At 27.3% G+C, this 18,586-nt stretch carries 14 protein-coding genes; 3 read left to right on the top strand and 11 right to left on the bottom strand.

Annotated features, from left to right (window positions below; translation table 11 throughout):
* Positions 1 to 20: 20 nt before the first annotated feature.
* Both rimP and HF520_RS08930 read right to left on the bottom strand, forming a co-directional pair.
* Entirely contained in the window at positions 21 to 482 is a 462-nt protein-coding gene (gene rimP, locus HF520_RS08925) for a ribosome maturation factor RimP (RefSeq protein WP_168573689.1), read from the bottom strand.
* A gap of 244 nt (positions 483 to 726) precedes the next feature.
* A complete protein-coding gene (locus tag HF520_RS08930; protein WP_168573690.1) occupies positions 727 to 5,022 on the bottom strand; it encodes a PolC-type DNA polymerase III in 4,296 nt (1,431 codons plus the stop codon).
* A gap of 223 nt (positions 5,023 to 5,245) precedes the next feature.
* Between HF520_RS08930 and HF520_RS08935 the strand changes: the two genes are divergently transcribed.
* Positions 5,246 to 5,920 (top strand): hypothetical protein, encoded by a 675-nt coding sequence (locus HF520_RS08935; RefSeq protein ID WP_168573691.1) that lies wholly within the window; start codon positions 5,246 to 5,248, stop codon positions 5,918 to 5,920.
* A 127-nt stretch (positions 5,921 to 6,047) separates the two neighbouring features.
* Here HF520_RS08935 and HF520_RS08940 read toward each other — a convergent pair whose 3' ends face one another.
* Both HF520_RS08940 and HF520_RS08945 read right to left on the bottom strand, forming a co-directional pair.
* Positions 6,048 to 8,666 (bottom strand): SH3 domain-containing protein, encoded by a 2,619-nt coding sequence (locus HF520_RS08940; RefSeq protein ID WP_168573692.1) that lies wholly within the window; start codon positions 8,664 to 8,666, stop codon positions 6,048 to 6,050.
* A gap of 97 nt (positions 8,667 to 8,763) precedes the next feature.
* On the bottom strand, positions 8,764 to 9,210 hold the full coding sequence (locus tag HF520_RS08945) for a hypothetical protein (protein WP_207710991.1): 447 nt from the start codon (positions 9,208 to 9,210) through the stop codon (positions 8,764 to 8,766).
* A 211-nt stretch (positions 9,211 to 9,421) separates the two neighbouring features.
* Here HF520_RS08945 and HF520_RS08950 point away from each other — a divergent pair, with 211 nt between their 5' ends.
* Positions 9,422 to 10,156, top strand: coding sequence for an NAD-dependent protein deacylase (locus tag HF520_RS08950; protein WP_168573694.1), 735 nt, complete (start codon positions 9,422 to 9,424; stop codon positions 10,154 to 10,156).
* A 101-nt stretch (positions 10,157 to 10,257) separates the two neighbouring features.
* Here the strand turns inward: HF520_RS08950 and HF520_RS08955 are convergent, their stop codons facing one another.
* The 3 genes from HF520_RS08955 to HF520_RS08965 all read right to left on the bottom strand — a co-directional run bounded on the left by HF520_RS08955 (position 10,258) and on the right by HF520_RS08965 (position 11,781).
* Positions 10,258 to 10,395, bottom strand: coding sequence for a hypothetical protein (locus HF520_RS08955; protein ID WP_168573695.1), 138 nt, complete (start codon positions 10,393 to 10,395; stop codon positions 10,258 to 10,260).
* A 504-nt stretch (positions 10,396 to 10,899) separates the two neighbouring features.
* On the bottom strand, positions 10,900 to 11,406 hold the full coding sequence (locus HF520_RS08960; protein ID WP_168573696.1) for a DUF308 domain-containing protein: 507 nt from the start codon (positions 11,404 to 11,406) through the stop codon (positions 10,900 to 10,902).
* A 144-nt stretch (positions 11,407 to 11,550) separates the two neighbouring features.
* Entirely contained in the window at positions 11,551 to 11,781 is a 231-nt protein-coding gene (locus HF520_RS08965) for a hypothetical protein (RefSeq protein ID WP_168573697.1), read from the bottom strand.
* A gap of 60 nt (positions 11,782 to 11,841) precedes the next feature.
* Between HF520_RS08965 and HF520_RS08970 the strand changes: the two genes are divergently transcribed.
* Positions 11,842 to 12,294 (top strand): helix-turn-helix domain-containing protein, encoded by a 453-nt coding sequence (locus HF520_RS08970; RefSeq protein WP_168573698.1) that lies wholly within the window; start codon positions 11,842 to 11,844, stop codon positions 12,292 to 12,294.
* A 705-nt stretch (positions 12,295 to 12,999) separates the two neighbouring features.
* Here the strand turns inward: HF520_RS08970 and HF520_RS08975 are convergent.
* The 4 genes from HF520_RS08975 to HF520_RS08990 form a co-directional block, all read right to left on the bottom strand.
* Positions 13,000 to 13,677: a hypothetical protein gene (locus HF520_RS08975; protein ID WP_168573699.1), complete on the bottom strand. Its 678-nt coding sequence runs from the start codon at positions 13,675 to 13,677 to the stop codon at positions 13,000 to 13,002.
* Complete coding sequence (locus tag HF520_RS08980; protein ID WP_168573700.1) at positions 13,670 to 14,386, bottom strand: DUF3800 domain-containing protein; 717 nt, start codon at positions 14,384 to 14,386, stop codon at positions 13,670 to 13,672. Before HF520_RS08980 ends, HF520_RS08975 begins: the two co-directional genes overlap by 8 nt.
* A gap of 117 nt (positions 14,387 to 14,503) precedes the next feature.
* Positions 14,504 to 15,103, bottom strand: coding sequence for a hypothetical protein (locus HF520_RS08985; RefSeq protein WP_168573701.1), 600 nt, complete (start codon positions 15,101 to 15,103; stop codon positions 14,504 to 14,506).
* Positions 15,104 to 15,184: 81 nt separating this feature from the next.
* Complete coding sequence (locus HF520_RS08990) at positions 15,185 to 18,586, bottom strand: Eco57I restriction-modification methylase domain-containing protein (protein WP_168573702.1); 3,402 nt, start codon at positions 18,584 to 18,586, stop codon at positions 15,185 to 15,187.

Raw genomic sequence — 18,586 nt, forward strand, 5'->3', positions numbered from 1 at the left:
CCTCCCTAATTAATTTACCGTTAGAACTTTATTGCTAGTCTGATAAGTGCAACATCTTTTTTATCAAACTCAACTTCTTCATTATCTATTATAACTTTTATTTTTTTATCTTCTGTTAATCCAACAAGTTCAGCTTCTAACTGCTTAGATCCGTTTAATGGTTTATATAATTTTATCTCAACATCTCTACCTTGATATCTTACAAAATCTTTTTCTTTTTTTAATGGTCTATCAAGCCCTGGAGATGATACTTCTAAATAGTAGTTGTCTTTTATAGGATCTTTTACATCTAATATTTCGCTTAGTGCTCTACTAACTACTTCACATTCATTTAGTGAAATCCCGCCTTCTTTATCTACGAAAATTCTTAGATAGTATTCTCCAGCTTCTTTTACATATTCAATATCTACAAGCTCAAAGTTATTAGAATCAATTATAGGTTGAACTAATTCTTCTATTGTAGCTTCTATACTTTTCTTCATGATTTTTCCTCCTATTCAGTTGTAAGTTAATAGTATTAAAATAAAAGAGTGAGCACTACGGTCTCACTCTTAGTTTTTGCTAAATATACTATTTTATATACTACTATATCATATAATACTTTTATTTGCAAATTTTTTATATTATATCAATTTTTAATCATTATTATGCTTAAATTCATTGTTATTATAAAAAGTAAAAACAATTCTTTTTTAAATAATATTTTTAAATGTCATAGTTTATAACTTAAAATAAAGATAGCTGGTTTTCATCACTCATTTCTTCTAAAGATCCATGATTTGTAAGAGTTTCTATAACAGTTTTAGAAATCTTAGTTCTCTTTCTTAAATCTTCTTTAGAAATGAATTCTCCATTTTTTCTTTCTTCTTGTATATGAATAGCAGCATTCTCTCCAACACCTTGTAGTGCTATCATTGGTGGAAGTAATAGACCCTTACCTGGAACTTGGAATAACTTTGCATCTGATTTATAAATATCTACAGGAAGTATTTTTATACCTCTAGCATACATTTCGTATGCAACTTCAAGCACTGTAAGCATATTTTTTTCTTTAGTTGATGCATCATTTCCTAGGGATTCTATTTCATGTATTCTGTCTCTAATCGCATCTATTCCTTTTACAATTAAATCCGCATCAAAGTCCTCTGCTTTTGTTGAGAAGTAAGTTGCATAAAATGCTTCTGGATAATGAACTTTACAATATGCAAGTCTAAAAGACATCATAACATATGCTACAGCATGGGCTTTAGGGAACATGTATTTTATTTTTTGACACGAACCTATATACCAATCTGGAACATCATTAGCTTTCATTTCTTCTATATGTTCTGGCTTTAATCCTTTACCCTTTCTTACGTTTTCCATTATTGTAAAGGCTGATTTCGGTTTTAATCCTTTAAATATAAGGTAGTTCATTATATCATCACGAGTTGATATAACTTCATCTATACCAACTATTTCTTCTCTAACCAAATCTTGAGCATTGTTAAGCCAAACGTCAGTACCGTGAGAAAGACCAGATATACGTACAAGCGCTGCAAAAGTAGTTGGCTTTGTATCAAGAAGCATCTGTCTAACGAACTTAGTACCAAACTCTGGTATTGCTAGTGAACCTATTGGACAATTTATTTCCTCAGGAGTTACTCCTAAAGCTTCTGTAGATGTAAATAACGACATTGTTTCTGGATCATCTAATGGTATTTCTGTTGCAACAATTCCCGTTAAATCTTCTAACATTCTTATCATGGTTGGAGCATCGTGCCCAAGTATATCAAGCTTTAGTATTCTACCACTTATAGAATGGTAGTCAAAATGTGTTGTTATAACTCCACAGCTTATATCATTCGCTGGATATTGTATAGGAGTAAAGTCGTATACATCTTTATAATGAGGTATAACCATAACCCCACCTGGATGCTGTCCTGAAGTCCTCTTAACACCCGTACATCCATTAGCTAGCCTTAGAGCCTCTGCTGTTGGAACATTTATATTATTCTCTTCTATATATTTTCTTGCATAACCAAAAGCTGTTTTTTCTGCAACTGTACCGATTGTACCTGCTCTATAAACATAACCTTCACCGAATAGTTCTTCCGTATACTTGTGTATTACAGGCTGATAATCTCCTGAGAAGTTAAGATCTATATCTGGCTCCTTATCTCCTTCAAATCCAAGGAAAACTTCAAAAGGTATATCGTGTCCATCTTTTCTAAGAGGTTTACCACATTTAGGACAATCTTTATCTGGCAAATCAACTCCAGAACCATACTCTCCTATCTCAAAGAAATATGAGTACTTACATTCTGGATCATCACAAATATAATGAGCTGGTAATGGATTAACTTCTGTTATATCACTCATAGTCGCTGCAAAAGATGATCCTACTGACCCTCTAGATCCAACTAGATAACCATCACTTAATGACTTTGTAACTAGCTTTTGTGCGATAATATACATCACTGCATATCCATTACTTATGATCGAGTTTAATTCTCTATCTAATCTATTAATAACCACATCTGGTATTGGTTTTCCATAAATTCTTTCTGCCTTTGCATAGCACATTTCTCTCAGCTCTGTATCAGATCCTTCTATTACTGGAGGATAAGTATCATCTGGTATTGGCTTTATATTTTCTACCATATCAGCTATTTTATTGGTATTTTCAACTACTACCTCATAAGCTAACTCTTCTCCTAAATAGCTAAATTCTTCTAGCATTTCATCTGTTGTTCTAAAATGTAAGTATGTTTCTTCATCATCTAATTTAAATCCTTGAGAGTACTTTAGTACCCTCCTTAAAACAGCATCATGCTTATCTAAGAAATGAACATCTCCTGTAGCCACTGGTATTTTTCCAAATTTCTTTGCTACCTCAATTAGCCTTTTATTTATATCTCTCAACTCTTCTACATCATTTACTTCACCTTTGTCAATCATAAATTTATTATTATCTATTGGCATTATTTCAATATAATCATATAAATCTATTATTTTTTTTAACTCTTCATCAGAAGCATTTTTCTTCACAGCTTGATATACTACTCCTGCTTCACAAGCTGATCCTATTATTATGCCCTCCTTGTGCTCATTTAAGACACTTCTAAGTATTCTCGGAGCTCTGTAAAAATGATTTACATGAGCATCTGAAACTATTTTATACAAATTCTTTAGTCCTGTATAATTTTTAGCTATTAAAGTTATATGATTCGTAGTAAGTTTTGTATAATCAATTTTTCCTAAAACATTATTAACTTCCTCTAAAGTATTTGCACCCTTTTTCTTAATCATATCTAAAAACTTTAAAAATATATGTGCAGTGGCCTCAGCATCATCTACAGCTCTATGGTGATTAAGAAGAGGTATTCCAAGTTCTTTAGCAATAACATTAAGTCTATGTCTTTTTAAGTTTGGTAGCAATATTCTAGCTAACATTAAAGTATCTATACTTTTACTTTTATATTCTAAGTTTTGTTCTCTACACTTTTGTGATATAAATCCTGTATCAAACTCTGCATTGTGTGCTACTAATACACTATCTCCTATAAATTCCATAAATTTAGGTAGTATCTCCTCTATAGTTGGTTTGTCTCTAACCATATCATTAGTTATACCTGTTAGCTCTTGTATTTTATAAGATATATCTTTTTGTGGATTTATAAGTTCACTAAATCTATCTACTATTTTAAAGTTTTCTATTTTTACTGCACCTATTTCAGTTATTTTATCATTTACATTAGAAAAACCTGTGGTTTCTATATCAAATACTACAAAGCTTTGAGATAAATCCTTATCATTAGGTTCTTCAATTATAAGTGCATCATCTTCTACCAAATATCCTTCTACTCCATAAAGTACTTTTATTCCATTAGCCTTAGCTGCACCCATAGCATCTGGAAATGCTTGAACTATACCATGATCTGTTATAGCGATTGCTTTATGTCCCCATTTTGCAGCCCTTTCTACTAATTTTTTTACATTACACACAGCATCCATTGATGACATTTGAGTATGAGCGTGCAATTCTACTCTTTTATTTTCGCTTAAATCTTTTCTTTCTTCTTTTACTTCTTTTCTTATTCCACTTATAGTCATACTTATTTCTCTTTGATAAGTATCATAAATTATATCTCCCTTAATTTTTAAGTAAGACCCTTTTTTAATCTCATTTAATACACCGTCTTTATTTACATCATTTAAGAAAAGTTTGCAACTTATTGAACTTGTATAATCTGTAACAGCTAGTATTAAAAGTATTTTACCATTTCTAAGTTCTTTAGTCTCTATATCAAATACTTCACCTACTATACCTGTCGTACCAGAATTCACATTTAACTTTGTAATTGGTTCGATCATCACGTTTACATTTTCACCGTAAATTAAACTTTCATCAATTTCTGGCTTTATAACATACTCTGATTCTTCATCATTCGGTTCTTCAATTTTTCCAAAATCTAATGCTTTAATTTTTTCTTCTATTTCACGATCTGTTCTTTCTATTATCTTTCTAACACTAATATTATCATCTATAGCTTTTTCTAAAACTATTTTCATTTCTATACCTAATTCCTCTATAAAAGAATTATTCAAAACATGAATAACATTTTTTCTCATTAACTTTTCATAGAACAATTCCTTAGGTATCTTAATTTTTAATATATCATCTAAGCACATATACTCTACTTTTTTATACCAACCTTCTATTGCAGGGCATAAACTCTTTAAAATGTAAAGTATATTTTTCCAATATCTTTTTATAATGTCTTTATTAGTTTTTCTATCTAAACCAGTGTATCTAATTTTAACTCTTATATCTTTGAAATAATCTAGACTATATTTAAGTTCCTCTCTAAGTTTATCTAGCAACTCATATTGTACTATATCTTTTGAAGCTAAATAAAAATACACTATCTTATCTTCTTTAAAATAAACAACTTTTTGTATATAAACATCTTTTAGTTGTTTAGTTAAAACTGAGTTATTTATTTCTAATTTATCTAAATAATCTTTTACGCAGTCCATGGATATCTCCTTTCTTCGAATTACTATTATAACACAGGTAAAACAATAGATTAACCATGAATAATTATGTAAATATACTCATACCCTTTATTACTTATATTACACATTTGGTTACTTTTTACTAATAAAAATATAGATTTTATTTGGAATAGCTACAAATTGAAGTTTTTTAATACTATATATTAATAAGAAAAATCCACTTCTAACACAAGGCGGTGTTAAAATGAATGATGAATATATAATTGATCTTAGAAAAATAATACTTTGCTTTTCTGAATTAGGAGAAAAAAAGTTATTAAAAAAAACAATAAAAGAACTAAAAATTAATAAGAGAGTACATCTTTACTACTCCCATTCTGGAAACATCCCTATATGTGCACTGCCTAAACTAAAACTTGTATTGGTTTCTAGGCAAGGTTTTTTATCTTTTTGCTTTAATTTTTTTACATTTGTCAAATGGTCTAATAGTAAAAATATAGCTATAACAACTACTAATATAAAGACTATTGCAAAATGTGTTATTTCCCATGAAGTAGGTCATATATTAGATCCTAATGTATCTAATACTAAATATGAGTATGCTGACATATTATCTAATATAGTTGATAAATTGATAGAATATAATATTGATGTTAGCGATAGTAATTTTCATAAAAGTAATTTACCATCTGATTTAGAAATGTATGTTATTGAACTAAAGAAGAATTTAATAAATAGGGAGTCTAGGGCTTGGGATATAGGAAGAACTATAATTGATTTAGAAAATGAAAAAGATGAAATTATTTTTAATAACTTAAAAGAATATGCTTTAGCTACTTATAATTTCGGAAATTTAAAAAGCATTGTTAAAGAACATAACATAGATGTATTTTTTAAATATAAGCGATATTTTGCTTAAATTAGAGCTAAATTTATTTAAATGAGTAATAGTTTAGTCCTATAACTTATAAATCTATTGCGCTTTTTATTTTTAATCAATAAAAATAGGGTTGAGCTAAAGCTCACCCTCTATTTTTATAAAATTATTATTTATATCTTAAAATATCATATACTAGACTACTTTGATTATCATAATAACCAACTAGATTTCCCATTATTCCAGCTACACCGTTACACCAATTTATATCTGTAGCATATTGATGATATGTATAATTATAATTCCATTTCATTTTATATACTGTATTTTGATTGTACTTACTATTCTTTATATAGTTTGCAGCTATCCATTTAGCAGAACCATCTATAGTAGCATCTACACTTGTCCAACCATATTTATATGCTGCCTCAGCTCCAGATAAATTTGCACTTCCATCTACAGCTCCTATTCCAAAGAAGTTATATACTTTAACAGGCTCACTTAAAGGCTCTCCTTTATAACTAGTTAAAATTTGGCCTTTAGCTAATTTTGAGCTTCCATATCCGGTTTCCCACATAGAATGTGCTACCAAATATATAACATCTATATCATACTTTTTAGCTGCGTCTATAAACTGTTGACCTTTATTATAAAATACATTACTTGATGATACCTTTTTATTCAAGAAATTATTCAATTCACTCGCTGTAATACCAGAAGTATATCTATCAATTCTTAAAAATTGTAACTTCCCATATGAGCTAGCTGATAATATCTTATTAGGATTTAACTTTATTTCTATTTCACTTTTAGTAGCAGGTTTCCCTCCTGATACATTACCACCTACACTAACCCTGTCAACTTGTCTACTAAGATGTTGTTCTAAAGTGTAGTTTAGATATATATTATTTATTGTTCCTGGACCTGATACTACAATATCTGAAGATGAATCATTGTCATTACCAGAACCTCCCGCAGAATCCGAAGACATATCATCTAAATACTGGCTTGATACATATGCTTCTTTATTATTATATAATATTTTTGACCATCCATTACTTTCTGATATTACTCCTACTTTTGTTCCTTTTGCTAACGTTCCTATTTTTGAGTATGATGTTGATGGTCCACTTCTTACATTTAACGAATCTGTATTTACTACTTTTGTTTCTTTTACAGTTCCTACTGAATTATCATCTGATCCTGATGATATTTCATCTAAATACTGGCTTGATACATATGCTTCTTTATTATTATATAATATTTTTGACCATCCATTACTTTCTGATATTACTCCTACTTTTGTTCCTTTTGCTAACGTTCCTATTTTTGAGTATGATGTTGATGGTCCACTTCTTACATTTAACGAATCTGTATTTACTACTTTTGTTTCTTTTACAGTTCCTACTGAATTATCATCTGATCCTGATGATATTTCATCTAAATACTGGCTTGATACATATGCTTCTTTATTATTATATAATATTTTTGACCATCCATTACTTTCTGATATTACTCCTACTTTTGTTCCTTTTGCTAAAGTCCCTAGTTTTGAGTATGATGTTGATGGTCCACTTCTTACATTCAACGAATCTGTATTTACTACTTTTGTTTCTTTTACAGTTCCTACTGAGTTATCATCTGATCCTGATGATATTTCATCTAAGTACTGGCTTGATACATATGCTTCTTTATTATTATATAGTATTTTTGACCATCCATTACTCTCCGATATTACTCCTACTTTTGTTCCTTTTGCTAAAGCTCCTAGTTTTGAGTATGATGTTGATGGTCCACTTCTTACATTCAACGAATCTGTATTTACTACTTTTGTTTCTTTTACAGTTCCTACTGAGTTATCATCTGATCCTGATGATATTTCATCTAAGTACTGGCTTGATACATATGCTTCTTTATTATTATATAGTATTTTTGACCATCCATTACTTTCTGATATTACTCCTACTTTTGTTCCTTTTGCTAAAGTTCCTAGTTTTGAGTATGATGTTGATGGTCCACTTCTTACATTCAACGAATCTGTATTTACTACTTTTGTTTCTTTTACCGTTCCTACTGAGCTATCATTAGATCCATTATTACTAGAGTTGCTTGAATCTAAATATCTGCTTGATACATATGCTTCTTTATTGTTATAAAGAATTTTTGACCATCCATTCTCTTCAGATATAACCTGTACCTTTATACCTTTATTTATTTTTCCAAGTATTTTGTAACTCGTTGAAGGACCACTCCTTACATTTAACGAATCTGTATTTACCACTTTTGTCGTAGTATTTGAGTAAGAAGGTTTTATATCTTCTAAGTACTCATCATAAACATATCCGATCCTTCCATCATACTTAATTTTACTCCATCCGTTGCTTTCTGAAATTACCTCTACCACTGCTCCTTTTTTAAGAGTAGTTATAACTCTATAGCTAGTTCCTGCCCCGCTTCTCATATTTAAATTATCTACAGAAACCTCTTTTTTCTCATAATTAGATGATCTGTTTGATCTTACTTCACTATCAAATATACTTATGTACTCAGATGATATCCATCCTTCTTTATTTATATTATTCGATATTTTATACCACCCATTTAAAGTTTCAAGTATCTTTACTTGCTCATCCTTTTTTACGTCAAATAAAACTTCCTCATTAGAGCTTGGCCCACTTCTTACATTTAAAATATCGGCTGTGACAATTCCTACTAATTCTGCATCATTTGCATGAGAAATAGAAAATGGTACCATTGCTAATGCTGTTAAAGCAATTTCTTTTCTCAAACATTCTCCCTCTCTTCTTTTTGTAAATTAATATAAAGTATACCAATAATTATATTATAATATTAATTATTGGTAAATATTATCATAAACTTTAGCTTTATTTAAAGTATTTTTTATTCAAATTTTCTGCACAAACTATACTATAAGGAACTTTTTCAAATCCTGTTTCAGATTTAAATATGCTTACTATATTTTTACCGTTAGCTAAATAATTTTCATGTTCTGGATAAATAATCGGGTACTCTAAATATGAAATAAAATACTCTAAATCTTTTCCAGTACATCTCTTCCAATACCCTTCCCACTCTGTATTAGTTACATATTCATATGGCTTTAATAGCTTACCATTTTTTATGAAATATTTAATAGAGTCTGGTAATTCTTTTGAATTATTTTTAAATTCTATATCTAATCTACAAAATTCTATTACATAGGATGTTAATATCTTACTTATTCCAACCATTTTAGCTTCTAAACAATCTAGTTCATTAGCATTTTCGTTAAGTAATCTTTTCTTATATTCTCTGGCATATATTTCAAACATACGATATTCGCCCTCTCTAATAATCATACCCAACCACATCCCTTTTAAATTTATCTTTATTTATACGGTTTTAAATACTTTCCTTACTAATATATTTAGCTTTCGACTACTACTTACCTTTTTAAAATTATAAATAATCTAAATTTATTTCATTTTCCTAATAATTCGTGCATAATAATATTAAGAAATATAATTTAGAGAGGTTTATTGTATGAGTATAAAAAAATTAGCTAATATGATAAAAGAGAGTAATAATATAGTTTTCTTTGGAGGGGCTGGTGTATCTACAGAGTCTAATATTCCAGACTTTAGAAGTGCATCAGGTTTGTTTAATGAAAAACTTAATAAAAACTTCACACCAGAACAACTAGTTTCTCACTCATTTTATATTAGATATCCTGAGGAGTTCTATAAATTTTATAAAGATAAATTAGTTTACAAAGAGGCTAGACCAAACAAAGCTCATATTGCATTGGCTAAACTTGAGAAAATTGGTAAATTAAAAGCTATAGTAACTCAAAATATAGATGGACTTCATCAAATGGCAGGTAGTAAAAATGTTTTAGAGCTTCATGGCTCAATACACAGAAATTACTGTACTAAATGTAATAAATTCTTCAATTTAGATGAAATGTTAAATTTAGATGGTATTGTCCCATATTGTGATACTTGTAAAAATATTATAAAACCCGATGTAGTTCTTTATGAAGAAGGTTTAGATGATAATATTATATCTAAGACTATTTCTTCAATAAGTTCTTCTGACTTATTAATAATAGGTGGAACATCTCTAGTTGTTTATCCTGCAGCAAGTTTTATAAACTATTTTAAAGGTAAAAATATGGTTTTAATTAATAAAAGTAAAACTCCTTATGACTCTAAAGCTGATTTAGTTATTAATGATTCCATAGGTGTAATATTAGATGAAGTTATAAAATTATTATAACAAAAAGAGCTTTTTTAATTATAACTATTAAAACCAATAATTATAATAAAAAAGCTCCTTTTTATCTCTAATTTCATAGTAGATTTATCCTTTTAATAATATTAATTATTTGCATTCTCATATTCTTCTTTGTATACTTTAATAGCTTCTATCCATGCTTCTTCGTTGCTTATCCCCTTCTCTCTAGCTATATTTTGAACAACTTCATTTAGCTTTATAGCTGATTCCATTATACTCATGCTTATCTACACCTTTCTAAAATTTATTTCACAATATTTATGAAACAAGACCATATTATTCATATTAAATTTACCAATAAATCTTAAAAATAATAAATCTTCTTATATTTTTATTCTTATTTTATGACAAAATCTATATGTATATACATTAAATTTATGAATATTAAATAATGGAAGAAGATATTTTATTTAAACTATTTAAGTTTAATCTTCTACACTATCCGTAACCCCTTGAGATTCTAAGCTTAAAAATTACTCTAAAGCAAAATCTACACTTTAATTATTTAAAATATAATAATAAATTTTTTATATAGTCATACTTATTTAGATTTATATATAGTAAAAAAATATAAGCTAGATGAATTATTAAATAACATCTAGCTTATATTTTTTATATATTCTATTAAATTTTTTTGCCTTTCTTTATTAAGCTATATTTATTATATGGTTAAAACATAATTCTTAAATAAAATCACTTTATAGTGAAATATATAAATATTAAAATTAGTCGATTTTAAATCCTAAATATATTTCAATCACTGCTATAACTATAAAATAAGTACCTATAATGTAAGGTATATATGGCAATACAAATAAAATCATTATAGGGCAAAGAAGTATTATTAAACCTAATATTATAGATAAAATCGATAATATTGTTAAAGCATTTAATTCAAACTTCTTATATTTAATAGAAATTATCAAGCTATATACCCCTTTAATCAATGCATAAATACCATATATAAGTATTAGTGTTCCAGTTGTAGTTATTGGGTTATACCATATTATTAATCCAAACAATATATCTACTATACCTGTAATTACATAATATAACTTAGAGTTACTTTGAAATCCTCTTATTATTCTTACTATTCCATAAACAGTTAGTAGTATTCCACAAATAGATGTAAAATTATATAACGCTGATAATGGATTTATAAAAAATAATATTCCTATAATACCTAATATTATTCCTTCTAGAATAAACATTTTTTCTAAATAGTTTTTCATTTTAAACACTCCTAATATATTGTCTTTAATTTTTATTTTAACCAAAATTTAATAATATAATTTAAATATATGGTTTATATTTTTTTATGGTAATTATTTTATATGTAAGAAAGCCACTGCGAAATATTCACAGTGACCTTTTTATTACTTAATTATTTTTTTATTATATACGCCTTCAAGACCAACTTCTTTTACTCTATTTCTAATAGCATCTACATCTGTAGTGTAAAAACCTATTTCTTTCATTCTATTGAAATATAAACTTCCTGCAAAGGTAAATCTTTTTTTATCTCCATCTTCTTTATGCATTTCTGTATTAGAGTAAGCTATAAAGTCTCCAATTAATAAATTAGTTGGAAGTTGTAGTAAATACATTCCATCACAGTATCTAGCTGCATTGTGACCAGCTAAGCTTCCTGTACATATAGCTTCTGCATGGACTTTCTAAATGCAAAGTTTATTCATAACTTTTATGATTATAGTAATTTACCTGAAGATACCTTTGGTCAAAGATTAAAGAAGCTTAGATTATTAAAAGGACTTTCTCAATATGAGCTAGCTGATGCTGTTGGTATTCAACATGGAATGATAGCCTCCTATGAAATTGAACAGTTCTATCCTAGCTTAGATTCAATTAATAAGTTATCTAAAATACTAGATATAAATATTTTATGTTGTGAAGGTTATTCTAATTTTCTAATTAATTCTAATAACTTTAAGGACAAGCTTATCTCTTGGAGGTTAGAAAATAAACTAACTAAAAGAAATGCCTCTAAATTAATCGGTATTTCAGAAAGAGGTTATGCTCTATGGGAATCTGGTATTATTATGAATTCAACCACCTATCTTAAAGTTAAAAATAAATTATTAGTATATAATCTTATCTAATTTTAAGTAGTTTATATTAATTTGTAAAATAAAAGGATAAATTTGATACATAAATTTATCCTGACCTATATTGTAAGTATTGCGACATATGATAAAGTTAAAGATAGACTTATTTCCACTCTATGTTCCTTTATATAAATCTATAATTTTAACTTCTACTGATTATTTGATTTAGGAGTATCTAGATACTGACACTATAGGTGAGTTTATAATTAAGTTTAAAACTAATAATAATTTAACATTAAAAGATATTTCTAATAGGACTGGCTTTAGTATGTCTCATATATCTAATGTACTAAACGGTAAAAAAGCTAGCTTAGATTTTATAAATAAAGTCTACAACTTAAATAAATAGAAAAGTGACGCATTTCTTTAATAAGAGGATGCGTCACTTTTTTGTTATATTTATAGTGACTCGTCATTCTCATTCTGATACATATTTAATCTTATTAACTATTTAATTTTAATTATGTTATAATTTTAACCCTCTACATTAAATCTAACCTACATCCTGCTATTTTCTCAAATTACTTTATAAATTAAGTATATTTTTCTTTAATAAGTCATATATTATAAATATCTACGTAGATATGGTGCTGTATACTATATTGACAAAATCAATATTATACAGTATTATTTAAGTAGCTCATCTACCAAGTTGTAGAAGGAGAAAGCTGGATTTCGCAATGTGATAACCAGCCTTTTTTATTTTTTGATTCTTTTCTTATATTCTCTATAAGCATCTCTATACTGTTGTTTATTTCTCTTTAAGAAAACAGGAAACGCAGTTATAAACTCATAAAAAACATTCCCATCTCTTTGCTTTTTCTCTTTTAAAATAACTAAATAATCATCATTGCCATACGTGTATCTAATGTATACTTTCTTAACTTTATTTCTTCTTTTATCTAACTCTTCCTCAACCCATTGCTCAATATGTTCATCATCTATATTAGCAAGTTCAATAACTTCACTTATTCTATGTATTCTATATAACCTATATAAACACTCTACTCTACTTAAATATGCAAACTCACCTCTAGCCTTTACAGTTTCACATTCTACCTCACAAGTTTCATATTCGGGAGTATTATAACATGGAAAAACCTGAGAATATTCTTTCTTATCTATAGATATAATATGATAAAATCTCTCACACTTACTTAATTGCACACTAGTAAATCTATCGTCTTCACCTACAGCTTCTTTATTTAATACCCTTACAATATTGTTCATATTAAAAAATATAAACTTACCTTTATACCTCGGTCTATTATCCTTATTCATAAATCCATTTTTAAAAGCTTCATATCCAGAATCTATAATTTCTTCAATTGTATCTCCCTCATAAAATACAGATGGACTAAGTTTACTTTTACTCACTAGTACCACCCCTTGGATTCCATATAAACAAATTAAACTTTGGCTCATATTTACTCGTCTTTTGATATAAATTTATATTTCCTTTTTCTATTAGATAGTTTACTAAAACATCTTTTCCTTTTGTTGAATTTTGTTCATATAACCCTCTATGTACATATGATATACATCCAATCAAAAGATCTGTTAATTGAAGTATCTCTGACTCTCTTGAATTAATTTGATATATTCCTTTTATTACCTCTTCTTTAGAATCATATATATTATTACATAAAACTGTTCTAAGCTGTCTAACCCTTGGACCACCCTTAGTGTCCTTTATATCTATAAATATATTATAATAACTATCATAATCTATAAGTGGATTTAATAATGTGAAATACATTTTATAGTACCACTTATTATAATCTCCATCGTTATACCTATTATGATCCAAATCACTTTTGTTTTTAGCTATTAATCCTCTAAAACTTAAATCATCATTTTGGAAAAAATAATCTATAAGCTCTTTATACATATCTATTTTTGAGTTAGAAACCTTAGTCCATTTTATTTCATTCCATGTGCTTACATTATACTTTTGTTTTATATTTCTTATATTTTCAAATATACTTTGTTTATTTTCTTTTGAACATGTTATAGCTCCTAATACCATAACATCACTATTATCATTTGGCAAATGACAGCTTTCATCACAGTATATATTATGCATCTCAAATCTCCTTTTTGATTTAGCGATTATTATAAATAATATTATATCATATAAATATTTTACCTAAAGTACTGTGTATAGTTTATAATAATTCCGTCATTAATAAGATTTAATTAATTACCATGAATCAATTAAATCTAACTCATTATATTCATATATACTGTATTGATGTGTTAATTCATCTAAATAATTTATAAACTCTTCTCGTCTCTCATCATTATCACATACACTTTCTTTAAACCATGGATATTTAAATCCTAATAATTCTGTGTACTTCTCATTGTTGTCTCCAAACTTATGAAACTTTCCATTTTCATCTCTTATATATCCTTGTTTTTCACCTATTACTTTTTCAAATATCCCCCCTACTTCATCCATTACAGAATCAAGTTCAATTGGAGGTAGTTGTTTTTGTTTAAATATATTTATAATATTTGCTATGTCTCTTGAACAAAGATCATATATATAAAATTCTATTTCTTCTTCATCGTCAAATTTATATGAACCATATTCAATATAATCTTCTATTTCATTTGTAATATGTCTAAAGTATGAACTATATCTTTTATCTTTCATTAAAGTGTTGATTATAAATTTATTTTCACAATCGCTACCTCTATATTTAGTTGATTTTTTTATTAACTTTATGCAAAGTTCATTTAATTCATTTGTTGTATTGTAGTCTGAATATTTATTCATTATAGTTTTAAAGCTCATTATTCATGATCTCCCCCTAAAAAAAGAAGTGTATTAATATAAAGTATACACTTCTTTTAAACCTACATTTTTTATCGAAATCTATTTTTTTAAACGTCTAAAAAACTCTTCACATTCTTTTATATCTTCTTTACTTACATCATATAGTTTGTATATAATTTCATCTAACTGATCAATTAAATGTGTACACTCCTTTTTATTGGAATAACTCAACTCTATTTCTTTAACTATATTTAATATATATTCCTGATCTTCATTGGATATATCAACTATAGGTAGCTGCTCCAATGTAGATTTATTTATAGCTAGATAACCTCCTGCTAAATGCTTATCTTTGAACTTTACATTTAAGTAATATGATAAAAATTTACTATTTAATAGACCTAATAAAACCTCAGGTTTATATATACCATATCCATGTATAGCATAAATTCCAACTCCTAGACCAGTTGATTCTCTTATATATACAGCCTCAATTCTTTTTGTCATTCCTGCTATGACTATTTTCTCATTGTTCCAAAATGACCATTTACTGTCAGCAATTCCTTCACCTTGTGTAACATATGCTCTTTCATAAATTGACTTCATATATCTTATATTAGTATAGTCAACATTATATGGATCTACTGCACCACTCACAATAAATGGAATACTATTGCTTTTGTATTCTTCACTCAAGTAGTCTTTTATAATTTTTGCTTGGAATCCTGTTGCCCCTGATGCGAATTTTATTCCACAATCTTTAAATGTTTTATACTCTTTTAGTGTTTTCTTCAAATCAAACTTATTAGACTCAAGCTGTTCAAATGAATTAACATTATATTCATTAAAACTACCATCATTAATATTTCCAAAAACCATTATCGGATATACACCTACATTTTTGAATACTCCAAATTCAGATACATTTATAATTTTATATAATCCATTTTTACTCATATATTCAACTAGATCTTCTGCATATTTAGATACTAGTAACTTGTTAGGAATTATCCATGAATACATATTATTTTTGTTTGTTAACTCAAAACATTTTTCCAAAAATGCTGCATATAAATCAAATGCTCCTTTAACTAACTTATATGTTTTTCTTATATATTCTCTATTATCTGTATTTGATTTTGAGTCATTGACTGCAGATACATAAGGAGGATTACCTATAACTATATCAAATCCTCCTTTTTCTTTAAATACCCTAGAGAACTCTAATTTCCATAAAAAATATGGTCTCCTATTTGATTTTTTTTGCTTTTTTAATTCCTCAATTTCTTTAAATCTAAGTCCTTTTTCTCTATTTAATTTATACTCTATAAGTTCCCATTCCTTATCTTCTATATCCCTTTTTATCTTTACTTTCTCACTTGTTTCTTTTGTATCAAATAATTTACTCTGTAAATTCTGTATATCTTCAAGTAATTGATATTCTTGCTCTATACCTATATTTACACTTACTCCTTCTATATTCATAGATATTTGGTTAGTTATTTTTTTCTTATTTCTCTTAGATTTTTCTTTTAATAACTCTTCATCAAATAATTTAATTCCCTTAAATTCATCTACTAATGAGTTTCCAACCATTATATTATAATCTAGATTCGGTAAAGTATTTACAGTTCTTACATCAGCATCAACAACTAAAGATAACCATAGTCTTAATTTTGTTATATCTATTGCACTAGGCTCTATATCAACTGCAAATATAGACTTTTTCATAGCATTTTTCTTTAAATCGTATAGACTTCTTTTATTATCACTTATAAAATCTTCTTTTTGCCATTCAGTTAAATCTTTAGTCATATAGTCAGTTATAACATTTCTAGCCTTAACAATTTCATTTAACATCCCTAATGGAAATGCTCCTGAACCAACGGCTGGATCTGCTACAGTTACACATTCTAATGCTTTATCTATTATATCTAAATTATCTATTATAAATTTAGGCATCTTATACTTATCTTTATCTTTTATATTTAAATCAGCATCCTTTAAAACCTCCCCATATTTTATAAGAAGCTCTAACGATGTAGTATCTATTTTAGTTTCATTATTTAAATAGTTAATCAAACACTCTTGACACATATAGTGAACTATTTCCCTAGGTGTATAGAATGCTCCTTTTGATTTTCTTTCTTTTACATCTAAAAGATTTTCAAATATTTTCCCTAACATCTCAGGATCTACTGCTACTTCCTTTTCTAAGGGCTCGTCTTCATTCATTGTAAAGTTATACATATCAAATAAATCTAGTAATCCATCATTATTATCATTAGAGAAAAATTCATCTGGTATTTCTATATTGATTTTTTTCCATTCATATTTATATATAGGTTCAAATAACCCCCCATTTAAGAATGGTATTTTACAGTTAAATCTCTTATAATATTCATGATTTCCTCTTTTGCTATTTAAAGCTTCATAAAATAATGGTTCTAAATAAGAGTTAAAAAAGTTACCTTCATCACTATAAGTTTTATAGCTTGTATATATATCTCTTATAAATGTTTTCTTTCCATTTCCCCATTCTTGATCATACTTAGTATTAGTAAATGCACTTGCCAAACCATCAGCTTCTTCATCTATAAGTGTATTTAATATTTTTCTATCTAATTCCATTTTAGACTCGTCTTCTTTATATGCATTAAAAACTTTTGCTATAGTATTTCTAATATCCTCATTTTGCTTTTTATAAATTTCTCTTAATTCATTCCTATCAATAGGGAAAAATGGAACAATGGAAACTCCTAACCATCCTTTTTTCTGAAGGAAATATAAAAATGCAACTTGTCCCATAAGTTTTTTAGCAAACTCTTCAGAAAACTCATTAACTTCTACCATTAATCTCTTAGCTTCTTCTATAAACTCACTATTTGATTCTAAAAACTCTTTAAGGTCTAAATACTTATCTCTATACATTTTAAAGAACTCATCTGTAACAACTTCTACACTAAATACATTTTCTATTTCTTCTACAGATGGCTTTTTAGAGTCATTAAATAATAATTTCTTTAACTGTTCTTGAACTGTATGATTTTTAAGCTTAGGCTCAATTAAATATGAATATCTTTTTGCTGGAGTTATATTTTCTGTTAGTCCATTTATATCAAATGTATAATCTAACTTAACAAATGATATTCTCCATATATCACTATCATCCGAGTATAAAGCTACTATAGCTGCATCTGCATTTATATCTTTTAAATGTTTAGCTATAAAGTTTCTTTGTAGCGTTCTAGCTTGATCTGGTTTACACCTTAGCTTTACTATAGATGCTACTATGTTTTTTCTATTCTCATCAGTATATTTTCCTATATCTTTAACGTATTCTATATGATTTTCATATACGCTACTTTTTTCTACTATAGGTCTTCCACTTATCCTCTCTTTCATATCTAAATTTAATAAATTTATTATAAACTGATTAAACTTAACTTCATTAAATGTTTTTGTAAGTACTTCTTTTAACATATTATCTTTGTTATCCAT

The sequence above is a fragment of the Romboutsia sp. CE17 genome, assembly GCF_012317385.1.
In the GTDB taxonomy this organism is placed as follows: Bacteria; Bacillota; Clostridia; order Peptostreptococcales; family Peptostreptococcaceae; genus Romboutsia_E.

What these genes read in the sequence shown, in the direction of transcription:
- HF520_RS08950 (WP_168573694.1), top strand. Translation starts at nt 9,422, where the DNA reads ATGAGTATAAAAAAATTAGCTAATATGATAAAAGAGAGTAATAATATA.
- HF520_RS08930 (WP_168573690.1), bottom strand. Translation starts at nt 5,022, where the DNA reads ATGGACTGCGTAAAAGATTATTTAGATAAATTAGAAATAAATAACTCA.
- HF520_RS08985 (WP_168573701.1), bottom strand. Translation starts at nt 15,103, where the DNA reads ATGAGCTTTAAAACTATAATGAATAAATATTCAGACTACAATACAACA.
- HF520_RS08945 (WP_207710991.1), bottom strand. Translation starts at nt 9,210, where the DNA reads ATGTTTGAAATATATGCCAGAGAATATAAGAAAAGATTACTTAACGAA.
- HF520_RS08960 (WP_168573696.1), bottom strand. Translation starts at nt 11,406, where the DNA reads ATGAAAAACTATTTAGAAAAAATGTTTATTCTAGAAGGAATAATATTA.
- HF520_RS08980 (WP_168573700.1), bottom strand. Translation starts at nt 14,386, where the DNA reads ATGCATAATATATACTGTGATGAAAGCTGTCATTTGCCAAATGATAAT.
- rimP (WP_168573689.1), bottom strand. Translation starts at nt 482, where the DNA reads ATGAAGAAAAGTATAGAAGCTACAATAGAAGAATTAGTTCAACCTATA.
- HF520_RS08955 (WP_168573695.1), bottom strand. Translation starts at nt 10,395, where the DNA reads ATGAGTATAATGGAATCAGCTATAAAGCTAAATGAAGTTGTTCAAAAT.
- HF520_RS08990 (WP_168573702.1), bottom strand. Translation starts at nt 18,586, where the DNA reads ATGGATAACAAAGATAATATGTTAAAAGAAGTACTTACAAAAACATTT.
- HF520_RS08970 (WP_168573698.1), top strand. Translation starts at nt 11,842, where the DNA reads ATGGACTTTCTAAATGCAAAGTTTATTCATAACTTTTATGATTATAGT.
- HF520_RS08965 (WP_168573697.1), bottom strand. Translation starts at nt 11,781, where the DNA reads ATGTATTTACTACAACTTCCAACTAATTTATTAATTGGAGACTTTATA.
- HF520_RS08935 (WP_168573691.1), top strand. Translation starts at nt 5,246, where the DNA reads ATGAATGATGAATATATAATTGATCTTAGAAAAATAATACTTTGCTTT.